The following is a 24,271-nucleotide window of genomic DNA, read 5'->3' as shown; positions in this document are numbered from 1 at the left end:
CATCAAAAACGCCGGAACACGATTCGTGTTCCGGCGTCGGGTCTTTCATAAGGGGCAATCAGCCACACACAGGGGCAATCAGCTGTCGCCAGCGTCGCTCGCGTCGTCCTTCTGAGCGTCGTCGGGGTTGATCGCCAGCAGCTCGACCTTGAACTGGAGTGCCTGGTTCGGACCGATCGGGCCGCCGGTACCGGCTGAGCCATAGGCCAGGTCGGCGGGGACGTAGAGCATCCAGGTGTCGCCGACGTGCATCTTCTTCAGCGCTTCCTGCCAGCCGGGAATCACCTGACCGACCTTGAACGAGATCGGCTCGCCGCGCTTGTAGGAGCTATCGAAGACGGTGCCATCCGGCAGCTTGCCTTCGTAGTTCACCTTGACGGTATCGTCATCGCTCGGCGACTCGCCATCGCCGGATTTCAGCACCTTGTATTGCAGACCGGAATCCGTCGTCTTGACGCCATCTTCCTTGGCAGTCTTGGCGAGGAAGGCCGCACTCTTCTTCTGATTCTCGTCGGCGACTTTCTTCTGCTCGGCTTTCTGCTCGGCGACCTTCTTCTGCTGGTACTGCTGCAGCGTGGTGCGAATGTCGTCCTGGCTCATCTGCATGTCGTTGTCTTCGTAGACATCCTTGATGGCCGCGGAGAACGCATCGACGTCGAGATCCTTGATGTCCTGAGACAGGCCCTGACCGAGCGTGGCGCCGATGCTGTAGCTCAGCTTCGCCTGATCGCCATCGAGGTCGACCTTGTCCTGGGCGACGGCCGTCAGCGGCAGAGTCATGATGCTGCCGAGTGCGACGGCGGTTACCAAACGTTTCATGCAATCTCCTGAATAGCGTGTTGTCTTTCGGGGGTGAATCCGATGCTGGCAGTCGAGCGAAAACGCCTCAAACATCGGTATGGACTCGGTATTAGGACTCTAACAGGTGGGGTTGGGTTCCGCACCCGATGCATCCGGCTCCCAGCGCGCGAACAGCTGGCGTAACAGCGGGTAATCCGGTGCGGTAGATTCGATGGCGCGACCGTCGGTCAGAAATCGGCAAGCTTCGAGCGCGATCTGCCATCGGGGCCTCACTCTTTTGGCTGCCGGCCGGAGTCGCGAGGCGAGAATCTCCAGGCGCGCCAGCGCTTCCCGCTCGCTCTCCAACTCGGCCTGCTTCAGGGCCTGGCGCAGTGCCTGCAGCCTTGGCTCGGCTGCGACCTGTGCCTTGAGCGCACGCCTTCGTTCGCGCAGCGGCCAGGTCATATCTCGTTGCCAGGATCGCACCGGTGCCAGTGCCAGTGCCGGGGCGTCCGGCTCCCTTCCGCGCCCCGTAAGCCAGGCGATCCACAGCAGTTCACAGATATCCCAGCCATGGTCATCCTGCAGCGCCAGGCAGAGCGGCTCGATGCCGGGCCGGGCGTAGCGCGCCAGCGCGTACTCCCACAGTGAGGTCGGACGGTCGATATCGCACATGCTGGCGCGCCGGTGTCGGGATGGCTGGTAGAATGCGCCTCTGTTCGATGCGCGCTTCGGAGCCTAACATGATCGCATTCCGCCAACTCGCCCTGCAACGCGGCACTCGGCGCCTGATCGAAGATGCCGACCTGATGCTGCACGAAGGCCACAAGGTCGGTCTGATCGGCGCCAACGGTGCGGGTAAATCCAGTCTCTTCGCGCTGCTGCGCGGCGAGCTCAGCGCCGACGCCGGCAGCGTCGAGATCGCCGGCGGCAAACGGATCGCGCACATGGCCCAGGAAGTCTCCGCGATCGATCGCGCCCTGGTCGAATTCGTGCTCGACGGCGACGTGGCGTTGCGCGAGGCGGAGCGCGCGCTGTCCGATGCCCAGCGCGCTGGTGACATGGCGCGAGAGGCCGAGCTGCACGGCCAGATCGAGGCACTGGATGGTTACACGGCGCGGGCGCGGGCGGAGCAGCTGCTCGCCGGGCTGGGTTTTGCGCAGCAGGATCTGTATCGGCCGCTGGCGGATTTCTCCGGCGGCTGGCGCATGCGCGTCGGGCTGGCGCGGACGCTGTTCACGCCGTCGGAGATCCTGCTGCTCGACGAGCCCACCAACCACCTCGATCTCGACGCCCTGGTCTGGCTCGAACAGTGGCTCACGCGCTATCCCGGCACTCTGATGCTGATCTCCCACGATCGCGATTTTCTCGACGCCGTGTGCGACCACATTTTGCACATCGATCAGGGCAGGCTCACGCTCTACCGCGGACACTACAGCGCGTTCGAGCGCGCCCGCGCCGAGCGCCAGGCACAGCAGCAGGCGCAGTTCGAGAAGCAGCAGGCGCGGCGCGCCGAGATCGAGAGCTTCGTCGCGCGCTTTCGCGCCAAGGCGACCAAGGCGCGGCAGGCGCAGAGCCGGCTGAAGATGCTGGAACGCATGGAGAATATCGCTGCCGCCCGCGCCGACTCGCCGTTCCGCTTCCGTCTGCCGTGCGCCGACAAGACTTCATCACCGCTGCTGTCATTGAATCAGGCGACGCTGGGTTATCCCGAGCGGGCGATTCTCGAGGGCGTCAATGTCTCGCTGCTACCCGGTGAACGCATCGGCCTGCTGGGGCCCAACGGCGCCGGCAAATCAACGCTGATCAAGACCCTGATCGGCGAATTGCCGCCGCGCGAGGGTGAGCGGGTTGCCGGCGAAAACCTGGCGGTCGGCTATTTTGCCCAGCATCAGCTCGAATATCTCGACTTGCACGCGACGCCCTTCACTCACGTGCAGCGGCTCTCGCCGAGCGCGAGCGATCAGTCGATTCGCGACTTCCTGGGCGGTTTCGGCTTTCGGGGCGACGATGCGTTTGGCGATGTGGCGCTCTTTTCGGGCGGCGAGAAGGCGCGTCTGGCGCTGGCGCTGGTCGCGTGGGAAAAGCCGAACCTCATGCTGCTCGACGAGCCGACCAACCATCTCGACCTCGATATGCGTGAGGCGCTTGCCGAAGCGCTCGCCGAGTACGAAGGCGCGGTGGTGATCGTCTCGCACGACCGCCACCTGCTGCGGGCCACCGTCGACGGTTTTTGGCGGGTCGTCGACGGCAGGGTCGAGCCGTTCGATGGCGATCTCGATGACTATCATCAATGGCTCAAGCAGCGAGAGGCGGCCTCTCGCCAGGCCGCGCGCGAGGAGAAGCGGCCAGCAGGATCGGGCGACAGCGGCGATCGCAAGGCTGCCCGGCGAGCCGCCGCGGAACTGCGGGAACGAACCAAGCCGCTGCGCCGGGAGCGCGATACGCTCGAGAAGAAGCTCGAGAAGGCGCAGGCGACGCTGTCGGGTATCGAGACTCAGCTTGCCGACCCCGAGCTTTACGACGCCGCGCGCAAGGATGAGTTGACTCGTCTGGTCCGCGAGCAGGGCGAATGCCAGGCCGAAGTGGAGTCGCTGGAGAGCGAATGGCTGAAGGCAGAGGAGGCGCTTGAAGCGCTGGAGGCGGAATTGAGTGCGGCAACCTGAGCCGCGGAGGCTACACTGAAAGCGTTTCTTGACGCTCAGGGAGAGAGCCATGCCTTACGATAACCGCGACGATATTCCCGATAGCGCCCGCAAGGTGCTTCCGCCGCATGCTCGCACTATCTACAAGGACGCTTTCAACAGCGCCTGGGAAGAGTACAAGAAGCCCGAAGACCGGCGCGGCGACAGCTCCCGCGAGGAGGTCGCCCACGCCGTCGCCTGGAAAGCCGTCGAAGGCAAATACGCCAAGGGCGACGACGGCAAGTGGCATCCGAAAGACTGAGCTACGAGCTACGAGCTACGAGCTACGAGCTACGAGCTACGAGCTACGAGCTACGAGCTACGAGCTACGAGCTACGAGCTACGAGCTACGAGATTCGAGCTACGAGATTCGAGCTACGAGCTCTGCACTGCCAGATCGGGGCCAGGGTTTAGGCGGAAAACTAGACTCTGGCAGGAATGAGGCGAGCGAAGATCAGACAAGGCAAAAAGCACCGAAGAAGCGGAGTTTACGGGGTGTAAATGAGCATTCTAAGGTGCTTTTTAACGCTGTTTGGTCGAGCGCAGTCCATTACTGGTGAGTCTAGTCGGCGTAGATCATCTTTTTGGTCATCCCCCCATCGACGCTGATGTGCTGGCCGGTGATGAAGCCGGCCTTGTCGCTGGCGAGAAAGGCCACGGTGGCGGCGACGTCGGCGGGTTCGCCGATACGCCCGACCGGATGCTGGCGCCGGTCGATGTCGCGATGCTCGGGCTCGGCGCGCGACTGGGCCTTCTGCCAGGGGCCGGTTTCGATCCACCCCGGGCAGATGGCGTTCACGCGAATCTCCGGGCCCAGGCTGACCGCCAGCGCATGGGTCATCGACAGCAGTCCGCCCTTGGCGGCGGCGTAGGACTCGCAGTGCGGTTCCGACTGCAGCGCTCGGGTCGAGGCGATGTTGACGATCGCACCACGCCGCTCTCGAAGGCCGGGAACGGCCGCGCGCGTGCACAGGAAGGCGCCGGTCAGGTGACTCTCCTGCCAGCGTCTCCAATCCTTCAGCGAGAGGTTCTCGATCGGCCCGCACTCCGGATCGGCGAGGCCGGCATTGTTCACCAGCAGGTCGAACCCTGTCGTCTTGTAATTCTCCTGCTGCCAGCCGGTCAGATGGTGAAACGCCTCCTTCACCTGTAGTTCGTCGCTGACATCCACCACCATGGCCAGCAACGTGGCGTCGGGGAACGCCTCGTCGAGCTCGGCCACGGCCTCGGCGTCTCGGTCCAGGGCGGCGACGCGCCATCCCTCGTTCAACAGCAGTTCGGTGGTGGCGCGCCCGATTCCCTGGGCGCCTCCCGTGATGATGGCAAGCGGTGTCGTCATCTATCGTTCCTTGTCTGGCGGCGGCGAGCCGCGCTTTCCCTGTCGTCATTGCCGTGGTGACGGCATCTATCGTGTCTGATTCACGTCTCGAGCAAGAAAGTCACGGGACCATCGTTGGTCAGCGAAACCTGCATATTGGCGCCGAATCGACCGGTCGCAACATTCGTCCAGGTTGCCTTGGCGGCGGTGACCAGATGATCGTAGATCGCCCTGCCATGCTCGGGCGAAGCGGCACTGGAAAAACTCGGGCGTAGCCCCTTGGTCGTCGAGGCAACGAGGGTGAACTGCGATACCAGCAGCAGGCCACCGTCGACCTGCTTCAAACTGCAGTTCATGCGTCCATCGTCGTCGGCGAAGATCCGGTAATTCAGCAGTTTCTGCAGCAAACGGTCGGCGCGTGCGGTGTCGTCGCCGGCCTCGACGCCGATCAGCGCCAGTATTCCATGGTCGATGCCGCCCACGCGTTCGTCGTCCACATGAACGGCAGCCTGAGACACACGTTGAATCAGCGCTCGCATCGCGTTACCACTCCCTCGCTTTCGTTCGACTCGTCCTGCCCGGCCCAGGGCCGCCAGCGGCGGCTTCTCGATGGATGCGCCGAATGCTCGGCGGCTGTCCGTCCTGGTGGCCAAAAGCGTATCACTTCCTCGGATCGGGATCGCCCAATGAATCGCTAGCAAGCAAACGATTATTGAAAAGGCCCACACCTAGAACGTATGTTTATGTTAACGGCGCGGTCCTGATGGCCTTTTCGCTGGGCGAGGGGGGCATCTCGAGGTCGCTCGGCGCTCGACTGAGCAAGCGCAAGCGCGATTGTCATGATCCAATAAAGGCTTTGACGCCCGCTCTGTGGCGGGTGCTACTATCCTGGCGATAGCGAAAGTCCTTATTGTCATGAGTGCAGAATAATAAATCATGACAATCTTGCCGGAATACGTCAGCCGGATCATGCGCAAGACTGCCAGTTGAGGGCGATTGATAACGCGACAGTTCCGCCCGTCACCGAAACTCGACTCAATGGGCCCGTTCACGGGGCCGAATCTTGCAGACGGAGATCAAGATCGATGCGACACAACACCAATAAAGGCTTCATCAACAAAGCACTGGTTAACAAAGCCCTGGTCGGCAAGGGCGTCAGCCTGATGATCGCCGGTTCCGTGCTTTCATGCCTGACGATCAGCGCCGCTCAGGCCGCGAGCCTCCAGGAGATCAAGGATTCCGGCTCGGTGCGAATCGCCGTGGCCAACGAGATCCCCTACGGCTACATGGACATGAGCGGCGAAGCCAAGGGCGCGGGCCCGGACGTCATTCGCCACATCATGAACGAAATGGGTGTTGACGATATCGAGTGGGTCACCACCAACTTCAGTTCGCTGATCCCGGGGCTCCAGGCCGACCGCTTCGATATTGCCGCAGCCGAGATGGCCGTGCTGCCGGATCGCTGCAATCAGGTGATCTTCTCCGAGCCCAACTCCTCCTACGGTGAAGGCCTGCTGGTCGCCGACGGCAATCCGAAAGATCTGCACGCCTTCTCCGACTTCGTCGACGGCGATGCCAAGGTCGCGATCATGGCCGGCGCCGATCAGCTCGACATGCTGCAGTCGCTTGGCGTGCCGCAGGAGAACATGGTCACGATCTCCAGCAACGCCGATGCCATCTCCACCGTCTCCACCGGGCGTGCCGATGCCTACGCCGCGACCAGCCTGACGGTGAGCGAGCTGGCCGGCAAGAGCGACGATGTCGAATCGGCTGCTCAGTTCAAGGACCCGGTCATCGATGGCGAGGAGGTGCGTAGCTGGGGCGCCTTCGCCTTCAACAGCGACAACACCGAGCTGCGTGATGCCGTCAACGAGGCGCTTGAAGAGTACAAGCAGAGTGACGACTGGAGCCAGACACTGATGGACTACGGTTTCAGCCAGGCCGACGTCGATGGCTCGACGATGCACACCACCGAAGAGCTATGCACCGCGGATTCCTGATCGAATCCCGATAGCGCCGCCGCGCCGGTACTCCGGCGTCGGCGGTCGTGATCGTCGAGGCGGTGACTTCGTTCGACGTGTGAGTCGCCGCCTTTCGTAGACGGTGTCGGTCTGCCCGGCACCGTTTCTCGATTCAAGCGGAGCCTTTTCGATGGAATGGACGAGCTATCTCGCGCCGCTTTCGCAAGGGGCGTGGGTGACCGTGCAGCTCACGGTCTATTCGACGATTCTTGGCGGTCTGTTCGCCTTTCTCTTCGGTCTCGGCAAGCTTTCGCACAACCCGCTCGTCAAAGGGTTCAGCGTTGCTTACATCGAGATCTTTCGCGGCACCTCGCTGCTGGTGCAGCTGTTCTGGATCTATTTCGCCCTGCCGTTGATCGGTCAGGCGATCGGCATTGATCTGCGTTTTCCGCCGGTGGCGGCGGGCGTCGCGGCGCTTGCACTCAACATCGGCGCCTACGGGGCGGAGGTCGTACGCGGCGCGGTTCAGGCAGTGCCCAAGGAGCAGTACGAAGCGGCCACGGCGCTCAACTTCACCTCGCGCAAGCGGCTGTGGCGCATCACGCTGCCACAGGCGATTCCCGAAATGATGCCGACCTTCGGCAACCTCGCCGTACAGAACCTCAAGGACACCGCACTGGTGTCGCTCATCTCGCTGGGCGACATGGCTTTCCGGGCCGAACAGATTCGTAACTTCACCCAGGACAGCGTGACCGTCTATACCCTGGTGCTGTTCATGTACTTCGGCATGGCGCTGGTGGTGACCGCGATCATGAAGCTGCTCGAACGCTACGTTGGCCGCTGGCGCGCGGCGGGGAGATAACGCATGTTTTTCGGCATCGAATGGGACACCAGCAGTCAGTGGGCCTTTGCGGTATCGATCTTCCCGATCCTGCTGCACGGGCTGGTCGTCACCCTGGAGGCGACCGTCGTCGGCTTCTTCATCGCACTCTTGCTGGGGCTGGTGCTGGCGGCGCTTAAGAGCGCGCCGACTCGTTTCGTCCGCTGGCCGGCCAAGGTGGTCACGGAGTTCATCCGCGATACACCGCTGCTGATCCAGCTCTTCTTTCTGTTTTACGTGCTGCCGGAGTTCGGCCTCACGCTGCCGGCCTTCCTGACTGGCGCGCTGGCACTCGGCGTGCAGTACAGCGCCTATACCTCCGAGGTCTATCGTGGCGGCCTTGAAGCTGTCGCCAAAGGTCAGCGCGAGGCGGCTCGCGCGCTCAATCTGGCGCCGGCTCGCACCTTCACGCACGTCATCCTGCCCCAGGCGATTCCGCGCATCATCCCGGCACTCGGCAACTATCTCGTGTCGATCATGAAAGACGTTCCGGTGCTGTCGGTCGTCACGGTCCTGGAAATGCTCGGCGTGGCCAAGATTATCGGTGATCGTACCGGCGGCTATCTGATTCCGATCTCGATGGTCGGCGGTCTCTATTTGATCATGACGATCGTTGCGTCGCTCGGCGTGCGCTACCTGGATACCCACTTGCCCAAGCGAGGCCTCTCCCTCAAATGAACGACGCCAACCCCGATCGTGACACGCATAATGGTCGCGACGTCAACAAAGGCCGCGACCCCATCATCAAGTTCGATAAGGTGGTCAAACGCTTCGGTGACCATGTCGTTCTCGACGAGCTCGATTTCGAGGTCAAGCGCGGCGAGAAGGTCACCATCATCGGCCCTTCCGGTTCCGGCAAGTCGACGGTGCTGCGCATCCTGATGACTCTGGAAGAGATCAACGATGGCGTCGTCTACGTCGGCGGGCAGCCCCTATGGCATCAGTGGCGCCGGGAGCAGCTGATTCCGGCCAGCGAGCAGCATCTGCGGCAGATGCGCAGCCAGCTCGGCATGGTGTTCCAGCAGTTCAACCTGTTCCCGCACATGACGGTGCTGCGCAACCTGACCGAAGCGCCGGTGCAGGTTGGCGGTGTCGCCAAGGCGGAAGCCAGGAAGCGCGGCATGGAGCTTCTCGAGATGGTCGGGCTGGCCGATCAGGCCAACAAGTATCCCCATCAGCTCTCCGGCGGTCAGCAACAGCGCGTGGGCATCGCCCGGGCGCTGGCCATGCGTCCGAAGATCATGCTGTTCGACGAGCCGACCTCCGCGCTCGACCCGGAGCTGGTCGGCGAGGTGCTCAACGTCATCCGGACGCTGGCCGACGAACATGATCTGACCATGCTGCTGGTGACGCACGAGATGCACTTCGCGCGCCAGGTCTCCGACCGAATCTGCTTTTTCGACAAGGGGCGGATCAAGGAGCAGGGCACGCCGGAGGAGATTTTCACCGCGCCCAAGGAAGAGCGCACCCGTGCCTTTCTCAAAGCCGTGCTCGACCCGGACGATTGAGCTACGAGCTACGAGCTACGAGCTACGAGCTACGAGCTACGAGCTACTATCGCGCCGGGTTCGGGGCGCGAATAGGGCAGCTACGATCGCGCCGGTTTCGGGGCGCGGTATAAAGCAGCTATGGAGGGCGTCAGGGGCGTGCGTCACCCGGCGTTCTGGTGACGGGCGTGCTCTCGACGGTGGTCGAGCCACGCCATGGCGATGCCGGAGGTCGTACCGTGCATGAGAATCGAGACCAGCACCACGAACGCGGTTAGCGTCCAGGCGGTATCGATGCCGCCGAACTCCGCCGCCGCGGTGGCGTACGCCAGGTAGTAGAACGAGCCCACGCCCCGGATGCCGAAGAAGCTGACGATCGCCTGCTCGCGCAGCGGCATCGCCGAGCCGAACAGCCCGATCATGCCGGCAAGCGGGCGGATCACCAGCAGGATGACTGCGCCTGCTGCCACTAGCGGCCAGGTCAGCCCGTCGAGCAGCGGTCCGGCCAGACTGCCGCCGAACAGCACCAGCAGCGTCATCATCAGTAGCCGCTCGATCTCCTCGCTGAAGTCGTGCAGGCGGATATGGTAATCGTGTACCTCACGCTGCGTGGTGCGAAGCGCGAGCCCGCCGACGAAGACGGCGATGAAGCCGTAACCATGTATCAGCTCGGCGCTGGCATAGGTGACGAAAGTGCCGCCCAGCGCGACGAATCCTTGCCCCGTGCTGGCAAGCGACAGTCGCCCGGAGCGGAACATCAACAGACCCGAAAGCCAGCCGAGAATCCAGCCGGCGGCAATGCCGGCGACGATGCGCCAGATCACATCCACGGTAAACCAGTGCCAGGTCCAGTCGCCGAGCTCGGTGCCGTTGGCGGCGACCGCGAGGGCGAGAAAAGTGAACGGGAACGCGAGCCCATCGTTGAGCCCCGCTTCCGAGGTCAGGCTGAGCCGTACCTTGTCGGCAGGGCCGGTCCGCGGCGGGCCGACCTGAACCTCGGCCGCCAGAACGGGGTCGGTGGGGGCGAGCACCGCGCCGAGCAGGATCGCGGTCGCCCAGGGCAGATCCAGAAACCCAGCACCCAGCGCGGCAATGGCCGCGATCGTCAGTGGCATGGTGATGCCGAGCAGTCGGCCGGTATCTTTCCACACCGACCACTTGAGCGGGTCGTCGATGCGCAGTCCGGCACCTGCCAGCGAAATGATCACGGTGAGCTCGGTCAGGATCTCGGTCGTCGACGGATAGTCGCGCGGCTGAAGTCCACCCTCATCGAGCCAATAGAAAAGCCCCGCCCCGATGCCGATGCAGATGATCGGCAGCGACAGCGGCAGGCGGTCGATCAGTACCGGAATCCAGGCGACCAGCAGGATCAGCAGCCCAAAGCCACCCAGAAAGATGATGTGCGGTTCCATCCGCCAAGCTCCCTGTATCGGTGCTCTCTCTTCTGTCGTGATGCCCTGTCGGTCGCGGCGAACCGGGGCCGCGTCAGCCAGTGCCCACGCACAGCGCAACCGCAGCCGATCGATACGGCCGCGAAAGCTCAAGGAAGAGAATTAATGGTTCAGTGACAGAAGGTTAGTGGAATAACGTCCGATCGGCGACTGGGGCTCGTCGACAGGCTCTCGAGCGCGTCACCACCAGGCATGAAAATGATGAGGGGGGCCCATTCCATGACCGACACTGAGTCGCTCACCCGCTGCGAGCGCCTGATGCAGCCAGGTTTTTGCCTCGACGATAGCGGTGGCAATGCCGGCTTCCATCTCCCTGGGCGAGGCTTTCACGCGGGCAGAGGCCGAGAACGAGAAATGCGCCAGTTTGGCGGCGATGGCCGAGGAGAGCGCGCAGCCGGCGCCATGCAGGTTACGGTTCGACAGGCGTGGTGCGTCCAGCCAGCGCTCTCCGCTGGGTGTCCAGAGAAGATCCGGGCAGCGCGCGAACGCCAGGTGGCCGCCCTTCAGCAGGCCATTGGGAGATCCGAGCCGGCCGAGCTCGGCCACCGCGCTCTTCATCGTCTCCAGACTTTGGGGCATGTCGCTGTTCAGCAGGGCCGCGGCCTCCGGCAGATTGGGCGTGATCACGTCGGCAAGCGGCACCAAGATATCACGCACGGCGCGTAGCCCCTCGTCGTCGACCAGCCGGTCACCGCTCTTCGCGACCATGACCGGATCGAGCACGACCCAGCGGGGCCGCCGCCGGCTCAGCGCCTCGGCGATAGCTTCCGCGACGTCGCGGCTGGCGACCATGCCGATCTTGACCGCCTCGATCTCGACGTCCTCGAGCAAATTGTCGAGCTGCGTGCGGATCATCGCCGGCGTCACCGGTTCGACTGCGACGACGCCTTGCGTGTTCTGGGCGATGACGGCTGTGATGACGTTGGTGGCATAAGTGCCAAGCGCGGAAAACGTCTTGAGATCTGCCTGCAGGCCGGCGCCGCCGGACGGGTCGGAGCCGGCGATGGTCAGTACGTTGGGGATGGGAGCGGAATCCATGGAATCGACATTGCGTGCGACGAGAAAGCGTCTAGCCTAAAACAAGGTGATGTCTTTACCCAACAGAATGACGTCGGAATCCTGTCCATTGTGATGTGCCGCGACCTGCTGAAGGTGCCGCGCCTTGCCGACGGTTGCAGAGCCAGCGGACATGGCCTGTGCCACGGGTGGAACGGATTCCTCGACAGAGCGCAATTGCACCATTTAGTAAGCTTGCGAACGGCGTGATAAGGCGTAAACTTACGAAATCGTCAGTTCGGATTGTCGACAAGACCCGACTCATTCATACGCGTCGCGAGGGAATGCATGTCCGATCAGGTCTCTGCATGGATCGCCAGCTACTGGGCCACCGGCTTGTTCGTCGTGGCAGTCGTTGCGCTCTGCGGAATCATGATCGGCGCCGCCAGCCTGCTGGGCGGCAAGAGTCGCGGACGCAGCAAATCACTCCCTTTCGAATCCGGCATCGTCGGTGCGGGAACCGCTCGACAGCGGTTCTCGGTCAAGTTCTATCTCGTCGCCATGCTCTTCGTCATCTTCGATATCGAAGCCGTCTATCTGTTCGGCTGGGCCGTCTCCGTGCGTGAGGTGGGCTGGACGGGGTTTGCGGCGGCGGCAGTCTTCATCCTCATTCTACTGGCGGGTCTGGTTTATGACGCGCGCGTCGGTGCTCTGGACTGGGCGCCACGCAAGCGAGGGCGCGAAGACGCCTCGCGCGCTCGTGAACTGGCCGCCGTACCCGGTGTCGGGCGCGATGGGCGCTGAAGCGCCAGCGCTGGCGACGCCGGCCATGCACGACCGCTTGAACGGTCGGCAACAAGATAACGACGAGGGTCCGTCTTCCGTGACGCGGCAGGGCTCTCGCGACCGATTTTCGATCTGGTTTGTTGAGGCTCACTATGCAGTACACCCTGACCCGGGCGGAGGGAGGCGAATCCGCAGCTGATCGTTATCCCCTCGATCAACGCCAACGCGTCGACGACCCCATGAGCGAACAGGTTCACCGCAACCTGTTCATGGGCAAGCTCGAGGACGTGCTCAGCTCTGCCGTGAACTGGGGACGCAAGAATTCGTTGTGGCCCTACAATTTCGGCCTCTCCTGCTGCTATGTGGAGATGACGACGGCGTTTACCGCGCCGCACGACGTGGCGCGCTTCGGCGCCGAGGTCATTCGTGCCTCCCCGCGCCAGGCCGATTTCATGGTCATCGCCGGTACCTGCTTCATCAAGATGGCGCCCGTCATCCAGCAGCTCTACGACCAGATGCTCGAGCCCAAATGGGTCATTTCGATGGGCTCTTGCGCCAACTCCGGCGGCATGTACGACATCTACTCCGTGGTCCAGGGCGTCGACAAGTTCCTGCCTATCGACGTCTACGTGCCCGGTTGCCCGCCGCGTCCCGAAGCGTTCCTGCAGGGTCTTCAGCTGTTGCAGGACTCGATTCAGGAAGAGCGGCGGCCGCTCTCGTGGGTCGTCGGCGATCAGGGCGTCTATCGTGCGGAAATGCCTTCGCAGCGAGAGAAACACCGCGACAGACGCATTGCGGCCACCGAGTTGCGAACTCCGGACAGCATCTAGGGCGTGGTCGACACGCGCCTGATCGAATCGCTGTTTCAGCCGGCCGTTGCCGAGTCGGCCAACTTTTCACCACCGGGGTCGCCTGAATGACCGCAGCCGATGAGTCGTTAATTTCCAACGCTGGCGCCGCCGAGACGCCGGCGGCCTCCAGTGCCGATGTCGTCGCCGAGCTGGCACGTCAGTTCGGCGACGGTGCCGTGACGCCGCAGACGACACTGACCGGCATGCCGGTCATCTGGGTGCCACGGGATCGCCTACGCGACGTCCTCGTCTATCTGCGAGATGTCTCGCGGCCGTTTTCGATGCTTTATGACCTGTCCGCCGTCGATGAACGTCTGCGCACGCATCGCCGAGGCTTGCCTCCGTCGGACTTCACCGTCTTCTATCAGCTGCTGTCGGTCGAGCGTAACGCCGACATCCTGCTCAAGGTGGCACTGGCCGAGCGTGATCTGTCGCTGCCCTCGGTGAGTGACATCTTCGTCAACGCCAACTGGTACGAGCGCGAGGTCTTCGACCTGTTCGGCATCGATTTCGCCGGCCATCCGCACCTGACCCGCATCATGATGCCGCCGACCTGGCACGGCCACCCGCTGCGCAAGGATTATTCCGCCAGAGCGACCGAATTCGACCCCTACACGCTGACGGTGAAAGGGCAGGAGGTCGAGCAGGAAGCGCTGCGCTTCGATCCCGAAGCCTGGGGCATGCAGCGTCAGGGCGAAGAGACCGAGTTCATGTTCCTGAACCTCGGCCCCAATCACCCTTCGGCGCATGGCGCGTTTCGCATCGTGCTGCAGCTCGACGGCGAGGAGGTCGTCGACTGCGTGCCGGACATCGGCTATCACCATCGCGGCGCAGAAAAGATGGCCGAGCGCCAGTCCTGGCACAGCTTCATTCCCTATACCGACCGCATCGACTACACCGGCGGGGTGATGAACAACCTGCCTTATGTGATGGCGGTGGAGAAGCTCGCCGGTATCACGGTGACCGATCGTGCCAAGACGATTCGCGTCATGATGGCGGAGATGTTCCGCATTAACAGTCATCTGCTGTTCCTGGGTACCTACCTGCAGGATCTTGGCGCGATGACCCCGGTCTTCTTCACCTTTACCGATCGTCAGAAGGCCTACGAGGTGATCGAGGCGATTACTGGTTTCCGCATGCACCCGGCGTGGTATCGCATCGGCGGGACCGCCCACGATCTGCCGAAGGGGTGGGACAAGCTGGTGCAGGGATTCGTCGACTGGATGCCCAAGCGGCTGGCCGAGTACGAGAAGGCGATGATGGACAACGCCATCGTCCGCGACCGTACCAAGCACGTGGCGGCGTTCACCACGCAGGAAGCGCTCGACTGGGGCGTCACCGGGCCGAATCTGCGCGCCACCGGGCTCGATTTCGACCTGCGCAAGAAGCGTCCCTACTCCGGCTACGAGAATTTCGACTTCGAGGTGCCCACCGCCGTCAATGGCGACGCCTTCGACCGCGGCATGATGCGTATCGAAGAGATGCGTCAGAGCGTGCGCATTCTGCAGCAGTGCGTCGATCACATGCCCGCCGGCGATTACAAGGCGGACCATCCGCTGACCACGCCGCCGCCGCGCGAGAAGATGCTCCAGCACATCGAGACCCTGATTACCCACTTTCTGCAGGTCTCCTGGGGGCCGGTGCTGCCGGCCAACGAGTCGCTACAGATGGTCGAGGCGACCAAGGGCATCAACAGTTACTACCTGACCAGCGACGGCAGCACCATGAGCTACCGCACGCGCATTCGCACGCCGAGCTTCCCCCATCTGCAGCAGATTCCCGCGGTCATGCGCGGCGGCTTCGTGCCGGATCTGATCGCGCATCTGGGCAGCATCGACTTCGTCATGGCCGACGTGGACCGCTGAGGAGAGATGACGGGATGACTACGACCACCACCATCGCCAGCGACGCCTTCGTGCTCGACCCTGCCGACCGCGAGATGATTCTCGAAGAGCGCGCGCACTATCCCTATCCGCAGGCGGCGAGCATCGAAGCGCTGAAGATCGTGCAGAAGCGCCTCGGCTACGTACCGGATGGCGCCATCCCGGCGATCGCCGAGACGCTGGGCATCCGCCCCGCCGACGTGGAGGGCGTCGCCACCTTCTACAGCCTGATCTTCCGCCAGCCGGTCGGGCGCCACGTCATTCTGATCTGCGACAGCAGCTCCTGCTTTCTGACCGACTATGAAGCACTGCGCGATGCCTTCACCGCGCACCTCGGCATCGGCCTGGGCCAGACCACGGCGGACGGTCGCTTCACCCTGCTGCCGGTCTGCTGCCTCGGCGCCTGCGATCGCGGCCCGGCGATCCTGATCGGCGAGGATCTGCACGGCCCGGTAATGCCGGACGAGATCCCGAGACTGCTGGAGGCCTACGCATGATGTCGATGTCAGAGCCAATGCCAGCGCCGATGCGGACGATACGGGGGAGAGAGACATGAGTCGCATTCTGCAATCGGCCAGCGAACGCCGCGCCGAGACGCATCCGCTCACCTGGCGCCTGCATGACGACCAGAGCCCGGTGCTTTACGACGAGTACCGCAAGACCGAAGGCTATGAGTCGGTGGTCAAGGCGCTGTCGAACTACACGCCGGAGTCGCTGACCGACGAGGTGAAAGAGGCGAATCTGCGCGGGCGCGGCGGCGCGGGATTTTCGGCCGGCTTCAAGTGGAGCCTGACCATGAAAGGCGAGGGCGTGCCGCGGGGCTATGTCGTCTGCAACGCCGATGAGATGGAGCCGGGTACGTTCAAGGATCGTTTGCTGATGGAGCAGCAGCCGCATCTATTGATCGAAGGCATGATCCTTTCCGGCTTCGCCAACCGCGCCAAGCAGGGCTACATCTTTTTGCGTGGCGAGTACCATCTCGCCGCCGAGTCGATTCGTCGAGCGCTCGCGGATGCCCGCGCCAACGGCTGGCTGGGCGCAAGCGTCAACGGCAGCGGCTGGGATTTCGACATTGCCCTGCACACCGGCGCCGGTCGCTACATCTGCGGTGAAGAGACCGCGCTGATCAACTCGCTCGAGGGCAAGCGCGCCAATCCGCGCGCCAAGCCGCCGTTTCCGGGGCAGTCCGGTGCCTGGGGCCTGCCGACCGTGGTCAACAACGTCGAGACGCTCTGCAGTGTGCCCGGCATCATCAATCACGGCGTCGCCTGGTTCCAGAATTTCTCCGGTGGTGCGAGTGCCGACGGCGGCAGCAAGATTTTCGGCGTCTCCGGCAAGGTCAAGAATCCTGGCCTGTGGGAGCTGCCGATGGGCACCACCGGGCGCGAGATTCTCGAGCGCGCCGGTGGCATGCGCGATGGACTGAGTCTGAAAAGTTGGCTGCCCGGCGGCGGCAGCACGGGGTTCCTGCTACCCGAGCACCTGGATCTCGGCATCGATTTCGACACCATCGGCAAGGCCGGTAGCCGCATGGGGACAGGCCTTCTGACCGTCGTTGCCGACAACCAGAGCATGGTGTCGCTTGCGCGCAACCTCGAGGAGTTCTTCGCCCGCGAGTCCTGCGGCTGGTGCACGCCCTGCCGCGATGGCCTGCCGTGGAGCGTCAAGATTCTGCGGGCCCTCGAAGCCGGCGAGGGCGAGCCGGGCGATATCGAACTGCTCGAGCAGATGACCCTCGATCTTGGCCCCGGTCGGACCTTCTGTGCCCATGCACCGGGCGCGGCGATGCCGCTGGCATCGGCCATTCACCATTTCCGTGACGAGTTCGAGCGCGGCATCACCCGGCCGAAGGGTGAAGCGCACGCGGACCCGATTCCGGTCGGCAGCGTGTAGGAGACGTCTCATGGCTACCATTCACGTCGACGGTCAGGACTACGAAGTCGAGAACGGCGACAACCTGCTCCATGCCTGCCTCTCGCTCGGTCTCGACGTGCCCTATTTCTGCTGGCATCCGGCGATGGGCAGCGTCGGCGCCTGCCGCCAGTGCGCGGTGAAGCAGTACAAGGATGCCGACGACGAGCGCGGCATGCTGGTGATGTCCTGCATGGCGCCGGTGAAGGACGATGCCTATATCTCGATCGCCGACGAGGAAGCCAAGGCGTTTCGCGAGCAGGTCATCGAATTTCTGATGGTCAATCATCCGCACGACTGCCCGGTCTGCGAGGAGGGCGGCCACTGCCATCTGCAGGACATGACGGTGATGACCGGACACGATCGGCGCCGTTACCGTTTTCGCAAGCGCACTCACCGTAACCAGAATCTGGGGCCGTTCATCGCTCACGAGATGAACCGCTGCATCACCTGCTACCGCTGCACGCGTTTCTATCAGGATTACGCCGGCGGCGAGGATCTCGGGGCGTTCGGCGCGCATGACAACGTCTACTTCGGCCGCTATGAAGAGGGCACGCTGGAGAGCGAGTTCTCCGGCAATTTGACCGAGGTCTGCCCTACCGGCGTCTTCACCGATCAGACCCATTCGGATCACTACACCCGCAAGTGGGACCTGCAGTTCGCGCCCAGCGTCTGCCATCAGTGCGCCAGCGGCTGCAACATCAGCCCCGGCGAGCGCTATGGCGATATTCGGCGGATCGAGAACCGCTACAACGGCGACGTCAACGGCTACTTCCTGTGCGACCGCGGTCGCTTCGGCTACGGCTACGTCAATCGCAAGGATCGTCCCACGCGGCCTGAACTGAATGTCCGGGATCAGAGCGGGGGGCGCGACATCGAACCGACCGTGCTGGAGGTCGACGATGCGCTCGATCGCGCGGCCGATAGCCTGCGCGAGGCGACGAGGATCATCGGCATCGGCTCGCCCCGGGCCAGCCTCGAGAGCAACCACATGCTGCGGTCCTTGGTGGGCGCCGAGAACTTCTCGACCGGCATCGAGGCCGGCGAGCTCGAGCGTCTGCGGCGCATGGAGACACTCAACCGCGAGAGCGGGTTATCCACACCCAGTCTGCGCGAGATCGAGAAGTGCGACGCCATCTTCGTACTCGGCGAAGACCTGATCCAGAGCGCGGCGCGCGTTGCGCTGTCGGTCCGTCAGGCGGTGCGTGGCAAGGGCATCGAGCTTGGCGCGGAGCGCGGCATCCCGCCCTGGAACGCCGAGGCGGTGAAGACGATCGCCCAGGACGCCGGGCACCCGCTCTATATCGCGACGCCAGAGTCGACCAAACTCGACGGTATTGCCGCCCATGCGAGTCGCCTGGCGCCGGACGATATCGCCCGGCTCGGCTTCGCCGTGGCCAGCGCGCTCGATCCGACCGCGCCGGCAGTCGATGATCTCGATCGCGAGACGCGAGACCTGGCTGGCGGCATCGCCGATGCGCTGATGGCGGCGAAGAAGCCGCTGGTGATCGCCGGCGAATCCCTCGGCTCGATGGCGATTCTCGAAGCCGCCGGCAATGTCGCCCGAGCGCTGGCGCGGCGCCAGAAGCACGAGGCCGGTCTGACGCTGGTGCGCCGTGAGGCGAATTCGACCGGGCTCGGTCTGCTGGGTGGCGAGTCGCTCGACTGGGCGGTGGACGCGCTGGCGAACGGCGAAGCCGACGGTGTCGTCATCCTCGAGAACGATCTCTTCGAGCGGCTGCCGGCCGCGCGAATCGACGCCGCGCTGGCCAAGGCGAGTTCTGTCGTCGTCATCGACCATCAGCGTACGCGGACCTGGGCGAGTGCCGATCTCGGCCTGCCGGCGGGTGCGTTCACCGAGAGCGACGGTACGCTGGTCAGTCTTGAGGGCCGCGCGCAGCGTTTCTATCAGGTATTCGACCCGAGCTACATGCGCCCGGACACCCGCATCCGTGAAAGCTGGCGCTGGCTACACGCGCTCCAGGCGACGCTCGAACGCCTGCCGGTGGAGACGATCCTGCTCGACGATCTTACCGAGGCGGTGGCAACCGACGTCGCCGCGTTCGCGCCGCTGCACCGGACGACGCCCGAGGCGATGTTCCGCATTCATGGGCTCAAGCTCGCCCGCGAGCCGCATCGCTACAGCGGGCGCACCGCGATGCGGGCCAATCTCAACGTCAACGAGCCGCGGGCGCCGGTCGATCTGGACACGCCGTTCGCCTTTTCCATGGAGGGGTATGCCGGCTTCCAGGAGCCGCGTCGCGAGGTCGCCTTCGCATGGGCGCCGGGCTGGAACTCGCCGCAGGCGTGGAACAAGTTTCAGGATGAGGTCGGCGGTCATCTGCGCGCCGGCGATCCCGGTATTCGACTGTTCGCGACGGCATCGGCCGCTGGCGACGATGACTACTGCCGCGACGTACCTGCGCCGTTTACCGCGAGCGACGGCGAATGGCTGGCGGTTCAGCTCCCTCAACTCTTCGGCGGCGATGAGATGTCGCGCCGGGCCGAGCCGATCCAGGCACGAATGACGGCGGCCACGGTCACGCTCAACCGGTCGGATGCCGCCCACCTTGGCATCGCCGAAGGTGCGTCGGTCTCCGTGGCGCTCGATGACCACGCGCGCTTTTCGCTGCCGGCACGCCTGAGCGCCAGTCTGCCGGCGGGGCTGCTCGGCCTGCCATCGGGGACGGTGAACGACGTGACCGATGCGCTCGTGCCGGGCGCCAGCCGTCGGGTGCGGATCGCGTTGCTCGACGGGGCGCCCGATACCAACGAGGAGGGGCGCCCATGAGCTGGTGGACGCCGCAGGTGACGGCAACGCTGATCGCCATGATCCAGGCCGTGGTCATTCTACTCGCGGTCGTCGTGTCCGGTGCGCTTCTGAGCATGATCGAGCGGCGCCTGCTGGCGCTGTGGCAGGATCGCTACGGCCCCAACCGCGTCGGGCCCTTCGGGCTCATGCAGATCGCGGCGGACATGCTCAAGATCTTCTTCAAGGAGGACTGGATACCGCCGTTCGCTGATCGCACTTTCTTCGTGCTGGCGCCGGCGATTGCTATGGCCTCGCTGCTGCTCTCGTTCATGGTGATTCCGATCACGCCGAGCTGGGGCGTGGCGGATCTCAATATCGGCATCCTGTTCTTTTTCGCCATGGCCGGCATCAATGTCTATGCGGTGCTGTTCGCTGGCTGGGCGAGCGGCAACAAGTACGCCCTGCTCGGCGCGCTGCGCGCCTCGGCGCAGACGCTCTCGTATGAAGTCTTCATGGGTCTTGCGCTGATGGGCATCGTCGCCATGACCGGCTCGTTCAACATGCGCGATATCGTCAACGCGCAGGAGAATCTGTGGTTCATCGTGCCGCAGTTCTTTGGCTTCTGTACCTTCGTCATCGCCGGCATCGCGGTCACCCACCGCCACCCGTTCGATCAGCCGGAGGCCGAGCAGGAGCTCGCCGACGGTTATCACATCGAATATTCCGGCATGAAGTGGGGCATGTTCTTCGTCGGCGAGTACATCGGCATCGTGCTGATCTCGGCGCTGCTGGTCACGCTGTTCCTGGGCGGCTGGCAGGGGCCGCTGCTGCCGCCGATCGTCTGGTTCCTGCTCAAGACGGCGTTCTTCGTCATCCTGTTCGTGCTCTTGCGTGCGGCGCTGCCGCGGCCGCGCTACGACAAGGTGATGAGCTTCGGCTGGAAGGTGTGTCTGCCGCTGACGCTGGTCAATCTACTGGTTACCGGGGCGATGATTCTGCTCATCGACCCGGGTGCGTAAGGGGGATCCTCGATGCTCGACACGATCCGCAAGATCATCAATGGCACCGGCACGCAGCTGCGCACGCTGTGGATGGTGTTCAGTCACGCCTGGCGCAAGCGCGAGACGCTCTCGTACCCGGAAGAGGAAGTCTACCTGCCGCCGCGCTACCGCGGCCGCATCGTGCTCACCCGCGACCCGGACGGTGAAGAGCGCTGCGTTGCCTGCAATCTGTGCGCCGTGGCCTGTCCAGTGGCGTGCATTTCGCTGCAGAAGGGCGAGAAGGAGGACGGGCGCTGGTATCCGGAGTTCTTCCGTATCAACTTCTCGCGCTGCATCTTCTGCGGCATGTGCGAGGAGGCCTGCCCCACCTCGGCGATTCAGCTCACGCCGGATTTCGAACTTGGCGAGTACCGCCGCCAGGAGCTGGTCTACGAGAAGCAGGATCTACTAATCGATGGTCCCGGCAAGGACCACAACACCAATTTCTATCGTGTGGCGGGGCTTTCGATCGCTGGCAAGGACAAGGGCGAGGCGCAGAACGAGGCCGAACCGATCGATGTGAAATCCTTGATGCCTTGAATGCCGGGATCGACGTCCTGACGCGTCGGCGACAAAACCCTCCGCTGGTGGGAGTGAAGCATGGAAATCGCGTTTTATCTGAGTGGCCTGGTCGCGATCCTCGCCACCTTGCGGGTGGTGACCGGCACGCATCCGGTGCATGCGCTGCTTTACCTGATCGTCTCGTTGATCGCGGTGGCGATGGTGTTCTTCGCGCTCGGTGCGCCATTCGCCGGGGCGCTCGAGATCATCGTCTACGCCGGCGCGATCATGGTGCTGTTCGTCTTCGTGGTGATGATGCTCAACCTCGGCGAGTCTGCGGTAGAGCAGGAGCGCGCCTGGCTGGCGCCGAAACTGTGGCGCGGGCCGGCAGTGTTGACTGCCGTGCTGCTGGTTCTGATGGTCGTAACACTCTTCGGTGGCCAATACGACGGCACCATCACCGGTGACACCCTGACCGCCAAGCTGGTCGGGACCTCGCTGTTCGGGCCCTATCTGGTGATCGTCGAACTGGCGGCCATGCTGCTGCTGGCGGCGCTGGTGGCGGCTTCCCATCTCGGTCGCAGCGAAGCGCACGAACAGGCAGATCTGGCACGGGAGCAGCAGCACGAGAGCGCTATCGAGGCCGCGACGCCGAAACGCCCGCGTGCCTCTCGGCACGACTCCTCACCCGACAACGACGCGCAGGGGGGCCAGGTATGAACGGGATACCCATGGAGCACGGGCTGATTCTGGCAGCGATCCTGTTCGTGCTTGGGCTAGGGGGACTGATGACGCGGCGCAACATGGTGTTCGTGCTGATGAGCCTGGAGATCATGATGAATGCGGCGGGGCTGGCCTTCATCGTCGGCGGCACGCACTGGCAGCAGGCCGATGGCCAGGTCATGTTCCTGATGATCATCACGCTGGCGGCAGCGGAAGCGAGCGTCGGTTTGGCGCTGCTGATGCAGCTCTATCGCCGCTTCAAGACTCTCGATATCGATGCGGCTAGCAGGTTGCGCGGATGAGCACATTCTACGATTGCCTGTTGACGGGCACCTTCGTCTTTCCGCTGCTGGGATCGCTGGTTCTAGCGCTCTCCTACGGCCGCCTGTCGGAGCGTGCCAGCGCCACCGTCGGCGTCGCTTCCATCGGTCTGGCGGCGCTGTGCACGCTGTGGGTGGGATTCGCCTTCGTCGATCAGGGCAAGGCGGCACAGACGCTGACGCTATGGCACTGGATTTCGGTCGGCGATTTTCAGCCGACCGTCGGGCTGATGCTGGATGGTCTGTCGATGACGATGCTCGGCGTGATCACCGGCGTCGGCTTCTTCATCCATCTGTTCGCGGCCTGGTATATGCGTGGCGAAGAGGGCATCACGCGCTTCTTCTGCCACATGAACCTGTTCGTGTTCAGCATGATTCTGCTGGTGCTGGGCGACAACCTGCTGCTGCTCTACTTCGGCTGGGAGGGCGTCGGGCTCTGCAGCTATCTGCTGATCGGCTACTACTACCGCACGCCGGCCAACGGCTGGGCGGCGTTCAAGGCATTCGTGATCACCCGCACCGGTGATGTCTTTCTTGCCATCGGCATGTTCCTGCTGTTTACCCAGCTCGGCTCGCTCAATATCCAGACGCTGCTGGCGCGCGCGCCGGAGTGGTGGAGCGACGGCGGTCTGATGCCACAGCTGACCGCGCTGATGCTGCTCGGCGGGGCTGTCGGCAAATCGGCCCAGCTGCCGCTGCAGACCTGGCTCGCCGACGCGATGGCAGGTCCCACGCCGGTATCGGCGCTGATTCATGCCGCAACCATGGTGACCGCCGGCGTCTATTTGATTGCACGCATGAATGGCATCTTCCTGATGGCGCCGGACGTGCTGCTGCTGGTCGGTATCGTCGGCGCGGTCACGCTCGTCATCGCCGGTTTCGCGGCGCTGGCGCAGACCGACATCAAACGCGTGCTGGCTTATTCGACCATGAGCCAGATCGGCTACATGTTCTTGGCACTCGGCATCGGTGCCTTTGACGCTGCGATCTTTCACCTGATGATTCATGCCTTCTTCAAGGCGCTGCTGTTCCTCTCCGCCGGCTCGGTCATCGTCTGCACGCACCACGAACAGGACATGCGCAAGCTGGGTGGTCTGTGGAAGAAGCTGCCGCTCACTTACGCCGGCTTTGTCGTCGGCGGGGCGGCGCTGGCGGCGCTGCCGCTGGTGACGGCGGGTTTCTACAGCAAGGATGCGATTCTCGTCTCGGCGCTGGTGTCCGGTCACGATGTGCTGATGCTTGCGGGGCTGCTCGGGGCGCTGCTGACGTCGGTCTACACCATGCGCCTGATTCTCGGCACCTTCCACGGCGCGCCCAAGAGCGATCACGCCCGTGAGGCAGAGGCCGGGAAGGGGCTGGTTCACGGCCTGCCGCTGATCGTGCTGATCGTGATGTCGACGGCCATCGGCGCGCAGATTCACCCACCGCTCGACGAAGTGTTGCCGCCGAGCGTGCACGGGGAAGGATTCGGCGTCGACCTGGTCGAGGGCGTGGCGATGATCGTTGCCGTGGGCGGTGTGCTCTTCGCACTGTGGCTGTTCACTCGCCAGCGCGGGCTGGTGCGACGTGCGGTTGCCGACCCGCGCGGCGCCAGGCTGTGGCAGTTCTGGCACAACGCCTGGGGCTTCGATGCGCTCTACGACTGGCTCTTCGTGCGACCTTACCGCGAGCTGGTGCGCGTCAATCGTGGCGACTGGATCAACACGATCTGCAACGTGGCGCCTTGGCTCGCCAGGCTCTCGCACGATGGGCTGCGGCGCACGCAGACGGGCCGATTGAGACACTACGCGTTCTCGATGGTGCTTGGCTCGACGCTGCTGCTGCTCTTTCTTCTGGTCGGTTGAGGCGGACAGGGATGATACGACGCGCGATACATTCAGCGAGATCTCCCGTCGGGCTTCGGCCGTGGAGGGCAGGTCGCACGCTCTCGGATTTCACACAACCGCG

23 protein-coding genes are annotated in these 24,271 nt (G+C 63.8%); 17 read left to right on the top strand and 6 right to left on the bottom strand.

Going from position 1 to position 24,271, the window contains the following annotated elements:
- Positions 1-78: 78 nt before the first annotated feature.
- Together bamJ and IE125_RS04020 are read right to left on the bottom strand one after the other, a co-directional pair.
- Positions 79-819, bottom strand: a complete 741-nt coding sequence (gene bamJ, locus IE125_RS04025; protein WP_189443313.1) for a BamJ family beta-barrel-assembly machinery protein — start codon at positions 817-819, stop codon at positions 79-81.
- A gap of 99 nt (positions 820-918) precedes the next feature.
- Entirely contained in the window at positions 919-1,455 is a 537-nt protein-coding gene (locus IE125_RS04020) for a TIGR02444 family protein (RefSeq protein ID WP_189443312.1), read from the bottom strand.
- A gap of 68 nt (positions 1,456-1,523) precedes the next feature.
- Between IE125_RS04020 and IE125_RS04015 the strand changes: the two genes are divergently transcribed.
- Both IE125_RS04015 and chaB read left to right on the top strand, forming a co-directional pair.
- Positions 1,524-3,446, top strand: a complete 1,923-nt coding sequence (locus tag IE125_RS04015) for an ATP-binding cassette domain-containing protein (RefSeq protein ID WP_189443311.1) — start codon at positions 1,524-1,526, stop codon at positions 3,444-3,446.
- 49 nt (positions 3,447-3,495) lie between these two features.
- On the top strand, positions 3,496-3,726 hold the full coding sequence (gene chaB / locus IE125_RS04010; protein ID WP_189443310.1) for a putative cation transport regulator ChaB: 231 nt from the start codon (positions 3,496-3,498) through the stop codon (positions 3,724-3,726).
- A 300-nt stretch (positions 3,727-4,026) separates the two neighbouring features.
- Here the strand turns inward: chaB and IE125_RS04005 are convergent, their stop codons facing one another.
- Positions 4,027-4,803 carry an SDR family NAD(P)-dependent oxidoreductase gene (locus IE125_RS04005; protein WP_189443309.1) on the bottom strand — a complete coding sequence of 259 codons (777 nt, stop codon included), beginning with the start codon at positions 4,801-4,803 and terminating at the stop codon, positions 4,027-4,029.
- 80 nt (positions 4,804-4,883) lie between these two features.
- A complete protein-coding gene (dtd, locus tag IE125_RS04000) occupies positions 4,884-5,321 on the bottom strand; it encodes a D-aminoacyl-tRNA deacylase (RefSeq protein WP_189443308.1) in 438 nt (145 codons plus the stop codon).
- Between the two features lie 546 nt (positions 5,322-5,867).
- On the opposite strand from dtd, the gene ehuB reads away from it, so the two are divergent.
- The 4 genes from ehuB to ehuA all read left to right on the top strand — a co-directional run bounded on the left by ehuB (position 5,868) and on the right by ehuA (position 9,131).
- On the top strand, positions 5,868-6,782 hold the full coding sequence (gene ehuB, locus IE125_RS03995; protein ID WP_229808916.1) for an ectoine/hydroxyectoine ABC transporter substrate-binding protein EhuB: 915 nt from the start codon (positions 5,868-5,870) through the stop codon (positions 6,780-6,782).
- A gap of 151 nt (positions 6,783-6,933) precedes the next feature.
- Positions 6,934-7,605 carry an ectoine/hydroxyectoine ABC transporter permease subunit EhuC gene (gene ehuC, locus IE125_RS03990; protein ID WP_189443307.1) on the top strand — a complete coding sequence of 224 codons (672 nt, stop codon included), beginning with the start codon at positions 6,934-6,936 and terminating at the stop codon, positions 7,603-7,605.
- A gap of 3 nt (positions 7,606-7,608) precedes the next feature.
- Complete coding sequence (gene ehuD / locus IE125_RS03985; RefSeq protein ID WP_189443306.1) at positions 7,609-8,301, top strand: ectoine/hydroxyectoine ABC transporter permease subunit EhuD; 693 nt, start codon at positions 7,609-7,611, stop codon at positions 8,299-8,301.
- Entirely contained in the window at positions 8,298-9,131 is an 834-nt protein-coding gene (gene ehuA / locus IE125_RS03980; RefSeq protein WP_189443305.1) for an ectoine/hydroxyectoine ABC transporter ATP-binding protein EhuA, read from the top strand. The genes ehuD and ehuA overlap by 4 nt, the downstream gene beginning before the upstream one ends.
- A 143-nt stretch (positions 9,132-9,274) precedes the next feature.
- Here ehuA and IE125_RS03975 read toward each other — a convergent pair whose 3' ends face one another.
- Positions 9,275-10,522 (bottom strand): cation:proton antiporter, encoded by a 1,248-nt coding sequence (locus IE125_RS03975; protein ID WP_189443304.1) that lies wholly within the window; start codon positions 10,520-10,522, stop codon positions 9,275-9,277.
- Between the two features lie 219 nt (positions 10,523-10,741).
- Positions 10,742-11,599, bottom strand: a complete 858-nt coding sequence (gene thiD / locus IE125_RS03970; protein WP_189443303.1) for a bifunctional hydroxymethylpyrimidine kinase/phosphomethylpyrimidine kinase — start codon at positions 11,597-11,599, stop codon at positions 10,742-10,744.
- A 306-nt stretch (positions 11,600-11,905) separates the two neighbouring features.
- Between thiD and ndhC the strand changes: the two genes are divergently transcribed.
- The 11 genes from ndhC (at position 11,906) to nuoL (ending at position 24,168) form a co-directional block, all read left to right on the top strand.
- Positions 11,906-12,361 carry an NADH-quinone oxidoreductase subunit A gene (gene ndhC / locus IE125_RS03965; protein ID WP_189443302.1) on the top strand — a complete coding sequence of 152 codons (456 nt, stop codon included), beginning with the start codon at positions 11,906-11,908 and terminating at the stop codon, positions 12,359-12,361.
- A 134-nt stretch (positions 12,362-12,495) separates the two neighbouring features.
- Positions 12,496-13,173: a NuoB/complex I 20 kDa subunit family protein gene (locus IE125_RS03960; RefSeq protein ID WP_189443301.1), complete on the top strand. Its 678-nt coding sequence runs from the start codon at positions 12,496-12,498 to the stop codon at positions 13,171-13,173.
- A gap of 86 nt (positions 13,174-13,259) precedes the next feature.
- Positions 13,260-15,059, top strand: a complete 1,800-nt coding sequence (nuoC, locus tag IE125_RS03955) for an NADH-quinone oxidoreductase subunit C/D (protein WP_189443300.1) — start codon at positions 13,260-13,262, stop codon at positions 15,057-15,059.
- Positions 15,060-15,073: 14 nt separating this feature from the next.
- Positions 15,074-15,574 carry an NADH-quinone oxidoreductase subunit NuoE gene (gene nuoE / locus IE125_RS03950; protein WP_189443299.1) on the top strand — a complete coding sequence of 167 codons (501 nt, stop codon included), beginning with the start codon at positions 15,074-15,076 and terminating at the stop codon, positions 15,572-15,574.
- A gap of 55 nt (positions 15,575-15,629) precedes the next feature.
- Positions 15,630-16,970, top strand: a complete 1,341-nt coding sequence (gene nuoF / locus IE125_RS03945) for an NADH-quinone oxidoreductase subunit NuoF (protein WP_189443298.1) — start codon at positions 15,630-15,632, stop codon at positions 16,968-16,970.
- Between the two features lie 10 nt (positions 16,971-16,980).
- Positions 16,981-19,779 (top strand): NADH-quinone oxidoreductase subunit NuoG, encoded by a 2,799-nt coding sequence (gene nuoG, locus IE125_RS03940; RefSeq protein WP_189443297.1) that lies wholly within the window; start codon positions 16,981-16,983, stop codon positions 19,777-19,779.
- Positions 19,776-20,759: an NADH-quinone oxidoreductase subunit NuoH gene (gene nuoH, locus IE125_RS03935; RefSeq protein WP_189443296.1), complete on the top strand. Its 984-nt coding sequence runs from the start codon at positions 19,776-19,778 to the stop codon at positions 20,757-20,759. The genes nuoG and nuoH overlap by 4 nt, the downstream gene beginning before the upstream one ends.
- A gap of 12 nt (positions 20,760-20,771) precedes the next feature.
- Positions 20,772-21,320 (top strand): NADH-quinone oxidoreductase subunit NuoI, encoded by a 549-nt coding sequence (gene nuoI, locus IE125_RS03930; protein ID WP_189443295.1) that lies wholly within the window; start codon positions 20,772-20,774, stop codon positions 21,318-21,320.
- Between the two features lie 60 nt (positions 21,321-21,380).
- Positions 21,381-22,001, top strand: coding sequence for an NADH-quinone oxidoreductase subunit J (gene nuoJ, locus IE125_RS03925; RefSeq protein WP_189443294.1), 621 nt, complete (start codon positions 21,381-21,383; stop codon positions 21,999-22,001).
- A complete protein-coding gene (gene nuoK, locus IE125_RS03920; protein ID WP_189443293.1) occupies positions 21,998-22,306 on the top strand; it encodes an NADH-quinone oxidoreductase subunit NuoK in 309 nt (102 codons plus the stop codon). Before nuoJ ends, nuoK begins: the two co-directional genes overlap by 4 nt.
- On the top strand, positions 22,303-24,168 hold the full coding sequence (gene nuoL, locus IE125_RS03915; protein WP_189443292.1) for an NADH-quinone oxidoreductase subunit L: 1,866 nt from the start codon (positions 22,303-22,305) through the stop codon (positions 24,166-24,168). Before nuoK ends, nuoL begins: the two co-directional genes overlap by 4 nt.
- Positions 24,169-24,271: the final 103 nt, after the last annotated feature.

The sequence above is a fragment of the Salinicola rhizosphaerae genome, from assembly GCF_014652715.1.
In the GTDB taxonomy this organism is placed as follows: Bacteria; Pseudomonadota; Gammaproteobacteria; order Pseudomonadales; family Halomonadaceae; genus Salinicola; species Salinicola rhizosphaerae.
This window is presented reverse-complemented; position numbering and strand designations above follow the sequence as displayed.